Below are 14,466 nucleotides of genomic sequence, written 5' to 3'. Positions count from 1 at the left end.
TATCAATATGCGTAAGCTTTCTGGCCGGGTTTCAGTTTGATCAGTTCCAGTTTTCCGGGGATCGGTACGTAGTCGAAGGATGCTTTCAGTCCTGCTTCCGAGGTGAAATAACCAAGTAGCGTGAGTTCTTTCATCAACCGCCAGTAAGGTAAACCTTTCGCGAGTTCGTTCATTTGCTCCCGGTCTTCATTATCGCCCATTTTGGTTTGCTGAACATTGTATTCCTTCATGAGCTGGACGGTTTCGGCTTCTACCTGCCGCAATGTTTCCGTTTTTTGTAAATCATTTTGCGAGAGAAAATTTCTTTTTTCCAGATCCTGCAAACCCGCCAGGAAGCTGTTATGCTCGGGTTTGCGGTAACAATCCTGCAACATCATGACGATAAAAGCAGGCACCCCCGCATCTTTTGCCCCGGGCGTGGAGGTTCTCGGGATAATCATTTCAGCTACTTCGGCGATGATCTGCTGCTGGTCGCTTGTCAAAACCAGATCAGGAAACGCAGGTTTTGCGAATGTCCGTTTTTCGCGCAGGTCAAGGGCCAGGAGGGTAGGCGCCGAAAACGCGCCCCCTAACATCAGCGCCACACTTTTAAGCAGATCTCGTCGGTTCATTATTTTAGCAGGAAGTAGTGAAAAACAGCATATCCGTAAATTCTGACGATCCTGACCTCGTTTGGAACCTCAGGTCAGGATCGTCAAAATGCGAACTACAAGTTAGGATTTATATTGCTTTCACGGTAGGGTACCGGGTAGTATAAATGTTTTTCAATGGAAAAAGATGGGGCTGAAAGCGGATTGGCCTTCATTGCTTTTTCAAATTCTTCCCAGCGGATGAGGTTATAGCGTCTTTTACCTTCGTGAATGGTTTCATAAGTCCATTCTTTTTTGATCGCCTCCCGGAACTGGTCTTTGGTTAAACCCGCCAGATTATGCGTTGCGTTACCATAAGCGCGCTCCCGCAGTTTGTTCACAGAAGCATAAGCATTGGCCGGGCCTGAAACTTCGTTAGTGGCTTCGGCGTGGATCAGGTACATTTCGGCCAGACGGAAAATCGGGAAGTTCATGTCTGTGCGGCGGTTTCTTTCCAGAAAATTGCTGCGGTTGGAATCGTAGTATTTTTTCATGTGCGGCGTATTTTTCCACCAGCCTGCATCTTTGTAGGTGATTTTTCCGGTTGGCAGCGTTACTTCCGTAAGGAACGAAGCAGCTTTGCGAGCGTCGGCATCGTCGAACAATGCCATGGTGCGCTTGGTCGTGTAGTAAGTTCCCCAGCCCGACTCCGAGCCCAGTCCTTCCCGTGGGCGCGCCTGAACGGACAGCATCGAGCGACTTGCATCACCTGCATTATTCTGCACCGAGAAAATATGCTCACTGCTGTTTTTGTTTTTGATCAGCCAAAGGTCCGATACGACCGGCAGGAGCGAATAGCCATATCCGTCGATCACTTCCTTTGCTTTTGTGGCTGCCAGCGCCCATTTTGTCTGGTCTTTCAGCGGAAAACCTGCCATGGTAATGTACACTTTGGCAAGAAGCGCTTTCGCAGCTCCGCCGGTCGGGCGGCCCACAGGATCCCATTTTGCGGGAAGTTTTTCGGCTTCTGCCAGATCCGAAAGAATCAGGTTATATACGTCCGGAATACTGCTTTTCGGCATTTTGATCGCTTCGTTGAAGTTCTCAACCGGCTTGTCGATCAACGGTATTTCGCCAAACAAACGTACGAGATGAAAGTAACCCAATGCGCGCAGGAACTTGGCAGCCTGGATATATTGCGTCTGCACAGCGGGCGCAATTGAAGAACCGGGCAATTTGTCGATCATGACATTGGCCGAATTGACCATACTGTACAAGTTAGCCCAGGCATCCGAAATAGTGACGCTTTCATTGGTATAGGTATAGTTGGCGATCGACAGCCAGTCCATCGACTCGTTATGGATCGAATCATGGTCGGTGCTGATCTCGGTCAGGAAGAACAAAGGACGGTCGTACATATTGGCGAGGTACCTTTGGGTTCCCAGCAGCATCATGTCCGCGTCTTTTTCTGATTTGGGTAAAATGTCAGGGGACAGAATTGACTCCGGCGTTTCTTCCAGGAAATCTTTGCAACCCGTGGCAAACAGCAAAACGGCGAGCAGGGTAGTTATGATCTTGGTTTTCATTTCTTGAATATTTTCAGATTAGAAATTAAGGTTCAGTCCAACAGTATAAGCCTTTACGGAAGGGTAAGCGCCATAATCGATACCGATTGTCCAGTTATCCGTTCTTGAATTTACCTCCGGGTCAAATCCTGAATAATCGGTGATGGTCAGCAGGTTCTGCGCACTTACATAGATCTTGAAATTGCTGATCCCCAGCTTTTGTGACCAGGCTGATGGAAGGTCGTAGGCAAGCATCACGTTTTTCAGTCTCAGGTATGAACCGTCTTCGATGAAGCGGGTCGACATAGCGCCGGGTGCCTCGCCCAAGGCTTGCATGGTATTGGAAGTACCGTCTCCGCGCCAGTAACCCAGGGTGGAACGGAGCGTATTGTCGTCACGTCCAGGCCATTCCAGCAGGTAACGGTTGATATTGAAAACTTTGTTTCCGGTTGTTCCCTGGATCAACGTGCTCAGGCTGAAACTTTTGTAGGAAAAATTATTGGTAAGGCCAAAGATGAATTTCGGCTGAGGATTACCGATGATCGTCCGGTCTTTGGTCGTGATCACACCGTCATTGTCCAGGTCTTTGAACTTAACCGCACCCGGTTTCGCCCCGGCGGCCGGCAATGCATCCACCTGGCCCTGGTTTTGGTAAATACCGTCGAAAATATATCCATAGAACAATCCCGCAGGCTGTCCGACGCGCATGATACCGGTAGTCGAGAAATCAGCGATCGTTCCGCCGGAAGCATTTACAGTATATTCATAATCTCCGCCCAGGTCTACTATCTTGTTTTTCAGGATAGAAAAATTGGCGGTAGTGGACCATTTAAGGCCCTTTGTAGTGTTCACAGATGTTGCGCTGAATTCCCAGCCCTGGTTCCGCATCGTACCTACATTCTGGATCTGGGTCGAATAGCCGGTGTAGAACGGTACGTTTTTAGGATACAGCAGGTCGCGGGTCGATTTGTTAAAATAATCGACTACCAGTGATAACCTGTTGTTCAGCAACCCTACGTCAAGACCTACGTTGGTCTGATATGTGGTTTCCCATTTCAGGTCGGGGTTGGCCACCGAGCCCAGGTTCAGGCCGACCAGTTCGCTGGTTCCCAGGGAATAAGTCGTAATGTTCATTGTCGCCAGTGACTGGTAACTTCTGATCGCTTCGCTGCCCGTAGCACCATAGCTTGCGCGCAGTTTCAGGTTGCTGACCCAGTCGGTGGTGCGCAGGAATTCTTCTTCGCTGATGCGCCATCCGGCGGCTGCGGAAGGGAAAAATCCCCATTTATGATTTTTGGAAAATTTGGAAGAACCATCCGCCCGGCCGCTGACTGTGAACAGGTATTTGTTATCAAAAGAATAATTGATACGCCCCAGAAAAGAAGCAATATTGGAACTCACGGCATTGGATTCCACGCGCATCTGGTTGATCTGCGAAATCGAAAGGTTATTGTAGATCAATGACTCCGTTGAAAAACCTTTACCGGTCGCGCCTGCGGAAAAATTATCCGCGCCTTGCGCTGTGAAACCGGCTACTGCATTGATCTTGTGACGGTTAAAGCTTTTGTCGTAGGTAAGAATGTTCTCGCTCAGCCAGAAAGTATTTTCCGCACTGGTGATTTTTCCGGCACCCATACCCGCGGCTTCAAGCAAGTTGCTGGATGCCCAGTATTTACGCGTGCTTTGGTTCAGGGTGTAGGCAATGCTGGAACGGAAAGAAAGATCTTTCGTGATTTTCCAGTCGGCATATAACAACGACTGCAGATTGTTGGTGATCAGCTTGTCGGTGCGGTCGTTGACGATCGCCATCGGATTGTTGATCTGGGAACCTACGAGCAATGGTTTGGAATAATTCCCGTTTGCATCGTACACCGGTACCAGGGGCGAAAAACGAAAAGCTGCCTGAGTAACACCGCCACCATCCGAACCTGCACCCGCATTGATAATGGTATTGTCCTGAGCGGATCGTAAAGCGTTGAAATTAAGACCTATTTTCAGTTTGTCAGAAACGGAATGGTCGAGGTTGAAACGTAGGGTACCTCTTTTGAAACCGGTATTTTTGATGATACCATCCTGGTCAAAGTAGTTGGCTGAGATCCTGAACTGCGTTTTTTCTGAACCTCCCGAAAGTGCCAGCTGGTGTTCCATCGTCGGGGCGGTCCTGAAAACTTCTTTTTGCCAATCGGTGCCGGGGGCATTGGGATCGTAGTTGGCGATTACCGAACTATACGTGCCGATTTCCTGGAGGAGCTGGTAATGTTCCCGGGCATTAAGCAGATCCATTTTTTTGGATACCTGAGAGAACGTGAAAAAGTTGGAGTAGGAAACCTGTGTTTTGCCCGATTTTCCGCGTTTTGTTGTGATGATAATAACCCCGTTGGAGCCGCGTGAACCATAAATGGCCGTAGCGGAAGCATCCTTCAGAATGTCCATCGATTCTATATCGTTCGGGTTCACGGAGTTGAAATCCACACCCAGAATACCATCTACCACAATCAGCGGATCATTGCTGCCGTTGATCGAGTTTCCGCCGCGGATACGGATATTCACCTGGCCGCCCGGCTGTGAACCAAAATTCGAAACCACTACACCGGCCGCCTGCCCCTGCAATGCCTGGTCGGCGCGCGGGAACGGTACTTTTGACAATTCGGTCGCTTTGACGGATGACATCGACCCGGTGATGTCGGATTTTTCCATGGAGCCGTAACCCACCACCACTATTTCTTCCAGGGCCTTTGTGTCGGAATGTAACGTTACATCCACCGTGGTTTTATTGGCAAGATTCACCTCCTGCGATATATAGCCCACAAAGGAAAAGATCAGCGTACCGTCTCCTTCGGGTACTTCGAGGGTGTAAGAGCCGGCTTCGTTGGTGGAAGTTCCACGCTGCGTACCTTTCAGTACGATGCTGACACCAGGCAGTGCTTCACCTTTTTCATCGATGATCTTACCGGAGATGCTCCTATCGGCGATCTTTGTCGACATGTCCGTTTCTTCATCTGCCCTGCCTTGTGAGCGCGGCAGGTATGAAGGGCGAAGGAGTATTTGTCCGTCGACAATAATGTGGTTGATCGATAGCGGTTTGAGCAGGCGGTCGAGTACCTCCGCCAGCCTGACATCGTTGAAGTTGATATCCACTTTTCGTTCGGCCTGGATCGCCTTGGAATTGTAGGTGAAATTAACATCCAGGGTTTTGCTGATCTGGTTCAGAACCGATTTCAACTCTACCTGGTTGCCTTTCATAGTGATTTTGCGGTCCATCAGTTCCTGCCAACCGGCAGGTCCTGCGGATACCGCTTCATGGATAATAAATGTCAGCAGCAGAGAAATTTTAAGCGCGCTGGAAAGCCAGAGCTTGAATCGTCGGCGTTTTTTCATGTAATTGATGTTATTAAAGGGTTAGAATTTTGGCCAAAAAAAGCCTCCCCTGCCTTTTCGGGCAGGTCGCGACTACGGCCATTTTGGGTGAATTGGATCTTAAGAGTTGGTACTTAGGTTTTAATAAAAAAAGTCAGGGTTCAGGAATAATTATCTTTAATAGCAACCGGTCAATCCTTTGACGGTGACTCGGTTACCATTCATTTCGTATTTTACGTTGTCGCCCAGCGCGCGGCAGATGATTTTAAGTTTTCCCTGAAGCGGAAGGTCGTTCAGAGAGGTTGTCAGTACGCAGTTTCTGAGGCTCCGGACGTCGTATTTTATATTCAGCCCGTAGGTACTGCCAATGGAATCCAGCAGACGTGGCACCGGTTCGTCGGTAAAATCAAAGGAGGCGTGCTGCATGGCCAGCATATCATTGACCGGATCAGCAATGCCGGTCGTGATCTTTACCTGGGTTTTGTCAAAAATCCCGTGCTGCTCAGGTAACAACGTGACGGCATCCGTATTGACCTTTTTGTAGTCGGCATGATCGGAGTACACAGTTACATGTCCTGTTTTGACAACCACTTCAATGTTCTTTTCTTTTTCAAAAGCCCTTACACTGAAACTGGTGCCGGTTACTTTGGTCATTAATCCATTGGTCAGCACCAGAAAAGGATGCTGTTTTCTTTTTGCAATTTCGAAAAATGCAGCCCCGTTGAGGTTCACCTCACGCATATCCGCCTCAAAAGCAACAGGATAGGAGAGGGTACTTCCGGGCAACAGCAAAACCGAACTACTGTCAGGCAAAATCACAAGTTGCGGTTTTGTCCCTTCATTGGTGTTCCTGATCCAGGAAGATGGTATTGTCCGTGACGCAGCAATGGGTTTTTTTTCAAAAACGGGCAGGGTTTCCTTACCTGAAAACCACACAATGATGCATATTGCAATGGATGCTGCCACGGCCGCCGCCCCGGCTGCTATCCGCCGGAAAGGAGTCAGTTTGCGGACTTTATCTCTTTCCGCGATCCGTTCCCAGGTTCCTGCAACAATCTCATCTATTTCGCTATCCTCCAAAGTTTCGTTCAGATGGGAAGCGCGGAGAATATCTGCGGCCTGCCGCACCAGATGTTTTTGTCCGGGATTTTCTTTGAGCCAGCCCGCCCAGTATGATCCGTCGTTTACCCGGCACCCGGCATGTACCCATTGCCGGAACGTGACGTCGGACAGCAACTCTTCAATAGTCAGCGGAGGATGATCTGGCATGGATTTCTGGTGTTTCTGTGTAGAGAGAGCAGCATGAAATGGTCATGTACTCACTTTGCGGTAAAAATTTTTACAAAAAATCAGTGGATAAGACAAAAAGTCAAAAGCAGCGTGAATTCTTCCCGCCAGTTTTTCCGGAGATGGGCCAGGGCACGCTGGATCAGGTTGGAAACCGACTGATATTGCATATCGAGCAGTTCCGCGATCTCGTAATGGCTCAGGTTCTGGTAAAATTTGAGATACAGAACCTCTTTTTGCCGGGCAGGAAGGGCATTGATGACGTGGTTCAGCTGTTGTAGTTGCAGCTGTTCGGTCTCGGTTTCAAGCCACTGTTCCTGGACGGAAAACGTTACCATAAACGGATAACTATCGGCCTCGGATTCGTTGAGCAGGATATGGCCGGACTGGGAGGCGCGCAGGATTTTCCTCCTCAATGAAACCAGCAGGTATGTGTGGGTGGAGGTAACACGGGAGAGACTTTTCCGGTACAGCCAGATGTCGGCGAACAGGTCCTGGATACAATCTTTTACCAGCTCGTGGTCGGCGGTAAACTTTCGGCCGTAATTGATCAGGAAGCGGGAGTAGGTTTTGATCAAACCCGAAAAGGCATCGGCGTCATCTTCTCGCAGGGCTTCCCACAACTCACTATCCGATAATTCCGACTTAAACGACATATTTAAAAAGAGGACGCTACTACAAAGAAACTCAAAGGCTGGAATCTTTATTGAACATATTTGATAATTTTTATTCTCCATCGGGGGCTGAATTCGGGATGCCACGGATGCACGGATTTACACGAATGCGCGGGGGAAATGTTTAATTGTTATTATTTTTATAAAAATTGATACTTTTATAAAGAAATTATTTTGATTTGCATAGCGTTACCATGCAACATGAACCTATCTGACAAGCCGGACAATTCGGAGCGTGATACTCCTTCCGAAGTTTCTTTCGAAACTTTGTTCAGCAGAAGTTATGCCGGACTTGTATACTTTTCCTTTCAAATCACAGGTGACAAGCAGGAGGCCGAAGACATTGTGCAAGACGCTTTTGTTTCCTATTGGAACCGAAGGGACGAAGTAGCAACGGACCTGCCGGCCATAAAGGGTTTTTTGTATGCGACTGTCCGTAATGCCTGCCTTAACCTGCACAAACACCAAAAAGTGATCCGAAAATTTCAGGACCAGCTCCCGGCAGATCCAGTTGAGGACAGGATTATGGAAAATGAAATCATACGCGCAGAAGTTTTATCCGAAATCCACAATGCCATTGAATCGCTGCCGCCCGGCTGCCGGCAAATATCCAGAATGAGCTACCTCGATGGTAAGAAAAACAATGAAATAGCCGAAGAGCTTGGTGTTTCCGTCAATACGGTAAAAACCCAGAAACAGCGGGCCATGCAATTGCTGAGGCAGAAGCTGACGGCGGAAAGCTTCATTTTTTTGATGTTGTTGTAGGCTACCGGCTATCGGCCGATGGCTTTCAACTATCCGTGACCCCATTCCGACGGCTGACTGCCGAAAGCGAAAGCTATTTTTTTTACTTCCCCTTCACCCCAAACGTTTTCCAGGTTGTCTTACAATTATCAGGAATAATCATAACTATGGAAGACGGGGCATTCAGGAAGGCAGAGCTGATTTCGAAATACCTGAGCGGTGATCTTTCTCCGGGCGAACAGGAGGAGTTCAGACAATGGCTGGACGCGGATGCAGCAAACGGAAAGCTGCTGGCGAAGCTGGAAAACGAAAAACAGCTTGATAGGGATCTCCGGTTTTTATCGGACGTGAATAGCAAGGCAGCCTGGGAAAATGTCGGTGCGAGAATAAACAATCCTGTTCCGGAACCAAGACTGCCCGTTTACCTGGGATACTGGAAATATGCGGCGGCGGTTTTGATATTCGGATTGCTGTCATATGCGGTTTTTGATGCTGCGTATAAACCTAAGGGTTCAGTGGTTTTTACAGAGGCGAAGCAGACTGTCGGAAACGACGTACTGCCGGGCGGGGACAAAGCTACCCTTACACTTGCGGACGGCAGTATTGTAAGCCTCGAAGATATGGAAAACGGTACTGTTCGTGAGGAGAATGGTATCCGGGTCAGCAAAAAGGATGGGCAGATCGTGTATGAGCTGGTGAAACAGGGAAACAACACTGCTGTCACGTACAATACCATTACGACGCCTGTCGGCGGCCAGTACAGCATTGTTTTGCCGGACGGAAGCCGGGTCTGGCTTAATTCGGCATCGTCCCTGCATTTTCCCACGGCTTTTATAGGGCAAAACAGGGATGTTGAACTGACGGGCGAAGGGTATTTTGAAGTAGCAAAAAATGAAAAGATGCCTTTCATAGTACAAGCCGGCAAAACGAATGTGAGCGTGCTCGGGACGCATTTTAACCTCATGGCTTATGCAAACGAAGGTGTCACCAAAACCACATTGCTCGAAGGTTCGGTGAAAGTGGGTAACGGGAGTTCAAGCAGAACAATAGTTCCCGGCGAACAGGCACTTACAGGCGAAAATGTGCAGGTCAGAACGGTTGATACAGAGGAAGCCGTGGCATGGAAAAATGGTTATTTCCAGTTTGAGAACGAAGATCTTCGCACGATCATGCGTCAGCTGAAAAGGTGGTACAATGTGGATGTGGACAATGAACAACAAATACCCGACAAACACTTTACCGCAGTGATTTCCCGCAATACCAATCTGGCACAGGTGCTCAGAATGCTGGAAATGTCGGGCGAACTGGAATTTAAAATAGAAGGAAACAGAATTACCATTCAGGAAAACAAATAGTAAAATCCGAAAAAAACCGATAGCGCAGCAACGCTACCGGTAGGATCGGGGCTTGCTAAATAGCGTACAGTTGCGAACCATAGACCTTTTTTAAACCCAAACATTGTAAAATTATGAAAATAAAGCTACGCTCCAAAGATGGCGGAAGGCCTCGCCTTATTCCATTCAAAATACCGATCCTCATGAAAATAAGTGTATTGTTTCTGACCCTGGCCTGCGTACAGGTAAGTGCATCGGCCCTTTCGCAGAAAATATCCCTTTCCGTCGAAAACGCGCCTATGGAGCAGGTGATCAAGGTCATCAAAAAGCGGAGCGGGTACCTATTTATTTACAATAACGAACTTTTGAAAAAGGCGAAACCCGTCACGATAAAAATTTCGGAGGGCACCATTGAGCAGGTGTTGGAACAATGTTTCGACAAGCAGCCGCTCACTTACGAGCTCCTGGAAAAGACGATTGTCGTAAAACCCAAAATCCAGGAAGCCATCAAGGAACAGCCGCCGATGATCATCCCGAAAACGGAGGTGAGAGGAAAAGTAAGCGATGAAAGTGGAGGCGGACTGCCGGGTGTGAGCATAGTCCTGAAAGGTACTCAGCGCGGCACGACGACCAGTACAGACGGTACATTTACGCTGGAAATCGAGGAGAAAGATGCGGTGCTGATTTTCAGTTTTGTCGGTTATCTGTCCAAAGAAGTGACGGTCGGCGCATTGACCACGCTGGACGTGACATTATCGGTCGATAATAAGGCTCTGGAAGAAATTGTGGTGGTAGGCTATGGCACGGTGAAAAAGAGCGACCTTACCGGTTCGGTTTCCCAGGTGAAGGCAAAAGAACTGAATTCCTATCCAAGTACGAATGTGCTTCAGGCGCTCTCGGGGCGCTCGGCCGGTGTGCAGGTGGTGCAGAATACCGGCGCACCGGGCGCACCCGTAAGTGTGCGGGTAAGGGGTACCAATTCGATCCAGGGTAGTAATGAGCCTCTTTATGTAGTCGATGGCTTTCCATTGTCGGGCAGCAATCCTACGGTACTGAACAACGCCGATATCGAAAACATTGAAATCCTGAAAGATGCTTCGGCTACGGCTATCTACGGTTCTCGGGGAGCGAACGGGGTAGTTTTGATCACCACAAAAAGGGGCAAGGCAGGCAAAACAAGTGTTGATTTTGAAACGAGTTACAGCACACAGTCGCTCCGCAAACGGCTGGATATGATGAATGCTACGGAGTACGCGACATTTTACAATGAGCAGGCTGCCAATGATAAAATGAAACCTTATTTCACCCAGCAGCAGGTCGACGGGTTCGGCCCGGGTTTCGACTGGCAGGATTTTGTGTTCAGGAAAGCGCCGATGAAAACCACATCGCTGAATGTGAGCGGAGGTTCGGAGAAAACGCAGTTTTCATTGTCCGGGAGCACTTTTAACCAGGACGGTATCATCCGGGGCAGTGACTACAACCGGTATTCGCTGCGGGCCAACGTCAGCCATGCGATCAGCAGCAAGCTGAGTGTCAATTTTGCTGGAACGCTCACGAGGGTAAAATCCAACGCGCAAAACAGCCAGGGCGGCAACCGCGGAGGTTCGCTGATTGCGGGCGCCATTTCTGCCCCGCCGATCCTGACGCCATACAATGAAGACGGAACTTACCGGGTTTTCGGGACGGCTTATTCGTTTATCAACGCACAGCTGATCAATCCGATCAATTTCCTGAACGAGCAGCGGAGCCAGACCAGGGGAAACCGGGTGCTGACCAACGCTGCGCTGATCTACACGCCCGTTCCCGGCCTGACGGTCAAGTTTTCGGGGGGTATTGAAAATTCCGACGACCGTACGGATTCGTATACGACCAATAATTTCGTGAATTCGCAAGGCAGCGCGAGCGTCAGTACGAGCCAGTTTACAAGCTTGCTGAGCGAAAATACCATCAGTTATAACAAAACATTTTTGCAAAAACACAGCGTTTCAGCCGTTGCCGGTTTTACGTATCAGGATTTTGTCAATACCGGACTGAGTGGCAGCGGCGTGGGTTTTCTGAGCAACACCAGCCAGACTTACGACCTGGCAGCAGCCAATACGCCGGGCATACCCAGTTCATTTTATACCAAATCGTCCTTGCTGTCCTACCTCGGCCGGGTGAACTATGCTTTTGACAGCAAGTATCTCGCAACGGCGAGTTTCCGGGTCGACGGCTCTTCCAAATACAGCGAAGGGAACAAGTGGGGTTATTTCCCCTCGGCGGCTCTGGCGTGGCGGATCTCCAACGAAGCGTTTCTGAAAAACAATACCTTTATTTCTGACCTGAAACTCCGCCTCAGCTGGGGGCTTACCGGCAGCCAGGCGATCAATGCGTATGCGACGCTCAACCAGCTGATTTCGGGAAAAACGGTTTTTGATGATGCACTTTTTACTACTTATGCCCCCGGAACTGTTCTGCCCGGAAACCTGAAATGGGAAACTACGGAGCAAAAGGACATTGGTATTGACTTCGGGATCATCAGGAACAGGCTTGTGCTGACGGCCGATTATTATATCAAAAATACCCGTGACCTGCTGAATACGGTTCAACTGCCTTCATCTCTGGGTTTTATCAATACCATTCAGAACATCGGAGAGGTGCGGAATAAGGGTTTTGAGCTGGGTGTCAATGCGGTAGTGACCAATGGAGCGTTTAAATGGGATATCAATACGAATATCTCCCTGAACAGGAATAAGGTCATTAAACTTTACGGCGGACAGGATATCCTGGGCGGTTTTGTGGATATCAATACCATTACCGACACCCGCAACATTCTCCGGGAAGGGCAACCGATGGGCCGTTTCTGGGGATATGTGGAAGAGGGCTATGACGAGAACGGCAAAATCAGATATGTGGACCAGAACAATGACGGTACCATTACCGTGCTGGATAAAACCTACATCGGCGACCCCAATCCGAACTTCATTTACGGGTTTAATTCCAATATGTCTTATAAGAACTTTGAGCTGACGGTTTTCCTTCAGGGTACGCAGGGAAATGATATTTTCAATACCAGCTCGATCAATAATACCGTCGATTACGCCAACGGCCTCAATATGCCCCGGGAGGTTTTTCTGAACCACTGGACACCTTCCAACACGGATGCCAAATATCCGGCATTAAGTACCACAACCCGGATCAACGTTTCCGATCGCTTTGTAGAAAATGGGTCATATATGCGCCTGAAAAATATCCAGCTGGCTTACAATTTCCCGACACAGAAATGGGGGGTAAGCTGGGTGCAGGGTATTCAGCTTTACGCCAGCGGTCAGAATTTACTCACTCTTACAAAATATTCATGGTGGGACCCGGAGGTCAATTCCAATGGCGGTGCCAACTCTACTGCCCAGGGTTTCGACCAGTTCAGTTATCCGACATCCAAGGTTGTAACATTCGGCGTCCGTGCCAGATTCTAAATTGACAGAAAAACCAGACATTATGAAAAAGATATTATTCCTGCTGCCCGTCCTCTTCTGCCTGAGCTCCTGCGAGGACATCCTGAAAGAAGAAACCAAGTCGCTCGCGGTAGAGACATTTTACAACACACCCGCAGAAGTAGATGCCGCGGTCAACGCAATTTATACGCCGCTCAGGAGCAATAACACCAGCGGAATGGGTGTATACATTGCGGTATTGGAAGCGCATATCGATTATGCCTATGGCCGAGGCAGTTACACAGTTCTCAATAATTTTCAAGGCCTCGATAATGTGAACGTCAGCCGGACAGCCGGGGCCTGGGAGGGGTTTTACCTGAGTATCCGTAATGCCAATCTGGTGATCAAAAATGCACCCAATGGGAAGGCGATCAGTCAGGCGGATATTACGCGTTTTGTAGCTGAGGCAAAGTTCCTGCGGGCATTTAATTACTTCCATCTTGTCAGAAACTGGGGCGCTGTACCGATCCGTACCGAACTGAATATGACGGAGATCGACGCACGTCGCAATACCCGGGAGGAAGTTTACGCGCTGATCCTGGCCGACCTGAAAGAAGCGGAAGCCAACTTGCCCGACAATGTAACACAGTCGGGTCGACCTTCGAAACTGACGGCAAAAACAGTTCTGGCTGATGTGTACCTGGAACTGGGGCAATTTGCAGAGGCGCGCGACAAATCTGACGAGGTGATCAAAACAAAAAAATATGCATTGGTACCTGTCAGTTCTACGGAGGATTTTCAGAAAATTTTTGGCCCGGCGGTGATCACTACCCCGGAAGAAATATTTTATCTCAAATATTCTCACCAGACCGGGCAGGGAAACCTTTGGCCGTGGCTTACCAACCATCCGGGGACAAAGCTGCACGGGGGCGGTGGGGTATATGGTCACCACAGCGACACAGCTAACCCGGTTTACGCCAGCTGGGACGATAAGGATTTGCGCAAGGGGCAATGGTATTTGTGGAATATCGGGATAGGCGCGACATCACTTTTGAACAAAAAATTCATTGATCCCGACGCGATCGGAGGCCCCGGCGCGGCCAATGATGCTCCTTTTTACCGGTACGCCGACTTGCTCCTGATCTACGCAGAAGCGGCCAGCCAGGCAGGAAACGGTCCGACAGCCGAGGCCATTGAAGCTTTGAACCAGGTGCACCGCCGGGCGTATGGTCTTGATCCGAATGCAGTTTCTGCCGTTGATTTCAAACTGGCCGACTACACCAAAGCCTCCTTTCTGGATCTGGTCATCAAAGAGCGGGGATATGAATTTCAGTACGAAGGCAAACGCTGGCTTGAACTGAAAAGAACCGGAAAAGCGCAGCAGATCATACAGGCGACCAAAGGGAAGACGATTGCCGAAAAGGCGTTTTTGTGGCCGATCGCGGTTTCTGAATTAGGATATAACAAAGCCATTGACCCGGTAAAAGACCAGAACCCGGGCTATTGATCATCATTTTTTATCT

General features: G+C 49.1%; 9 protein-coding genes. 4 read left to right on the top strand and 5 right to left on the bottom strand.

The window, feature by feature from the left end; genetic code table 11:
* Positions 1-2: 2 nt before the first annotated feature.
* The 5 genes from FBF61_RS08190 to FBF61_RS08170 form a co-directional block, all read right to left on the bottom strand.
* Positions 3-611 (bottom strand): gluconate 2-dehydrogenase subunit 3 family protein, encoded by a 609-nt coding sequence (locus FBF61_RS08190; protein WP_138476715.1) that lies wholly within the window; start codon positions 609-611, stop codon positions 3-5.
* Between the two features lie 95 nt (positions 612-706).
* Positions 707-2,155 carry a RagB/SusD family nutrient uptake outer membrane protein gene (locus FBF61_RS08185; RefSeq protein ID WP_138476714.1) on the bottom strand — a complete coding sequence of 483 codons (1,449 nt, stop codon included), beginning with the start codon at positions 2,153-2,155 and terminating at the stop codon, positions 707-709.
* Between the two features lie 18 nt (positions 2,156-2,173).
* Positions 2,174-5,512 (bottom strand): TonB-dependent receptor, encoded by a 3,339-nt coding sequence (locus FBF61_RS08180; RefSeq protein ID WP_138476713.1) that lies wholly within the window; start codon positions 5,510-5,512, stop codon positions 2,174-2,176.
* A 156-nt stretch (positions 5,513-5,668) separates the two neighbouring features.
* Entirely contained in the window at positions 5,669-6,760 is a 1,092-nt protein-coding gene (locus tag FBF61_RS08175) for a FecR family protein (protein WP_138476712.1), read from the bottom strand.
* Positions 6,761-6,840: 80 nt separating this feature from the next.
* The gene (locus FBF61_RS08170; RefSeq protein ID WP_166444460.1) at positions 6,841-7,434 is read right to left on the bottom strand and encodes an RNA polymerase sigma factor; all 594 of its coding nucleotides are present in this window, start codon (positions 7,432-7,434) and stop codon (positions 6,841-6,843) included.
* A 219-nt stretch (positions 7,435-7,653) separates the two neighbouring features.
* Here FBF61_RS08170 and FBF61_RS08165 point away from each other — a divergent pair, with 219 nt between their 5' ends.
* The 4 genes from FBF61_RS08165 (at position 7,654) to FBF61_RS08150 (ending at position 14,450) form a co-directional block, all read left to right on the top strand.
* Positions 7,654-8,217, top strand: coding sequence for an RNA polymerase sigma-70 factor (locus FBF61_RS08165; RefSeq protein ID WP_138476710.1), 564 nt, complete (start codon positions 7,654-7,656; stop codon positions 8,215-8,217).
* 146 nt (positions 8,218-8,363) lie between these two features.
* Positions 8,364-9,551 carry a FecR family protein gene (locus FBF61_RS08160; protein WP_138476709.1) on the top strand — a complete coding sequence of 396 codons (1,188 nt, stop codon included), beginning with the start codon at positions 8,364-8,366 and terminating at the stop codon, positions 9,549-9,551.
* A 113-nt stretch (positions 9,552-9,664) separates the two neighbouring features.
* Positions 9,665-12,985, top strand: a complete 3,321-nt coding sequence (locus tag FBF61_RS08155) for a TonB-dependent receptor (RefSeq protein ID WP_229214958.1) — start codon at positions 9,665-9,667, stop codon at positions 12,983-12,985.
* A gap of 22 nt (positions 12,986-13,007) precedes the next feature.
* On the top strand, positions 13,008-14,450 hold the full coding sequence (locus FBF61_RS08150) for a RagB/SusD family nutrient uptake outer membrane protein (protein WP_138476708.1): 1,443 nt from the start codon (positions 13,008-13,010) through the stop codon (positions 14,448-14,450).
* Positions 14,451-14,466: the final 16 nt, after the last annotated feature.

It is taken from the genome of Dyadobacter bucti, assembly GCF_005869225.1.
Classification (GTDB): domain Bacteria; phylum Bacteroidota; class Bacteroidia; order Cytophagales; family Spirosomataceae; genus Dyadobacter; species Dyadobacter bucti.
This window is presented reverse-complemented; position numbering and strand designations above follow the sequence as displayed.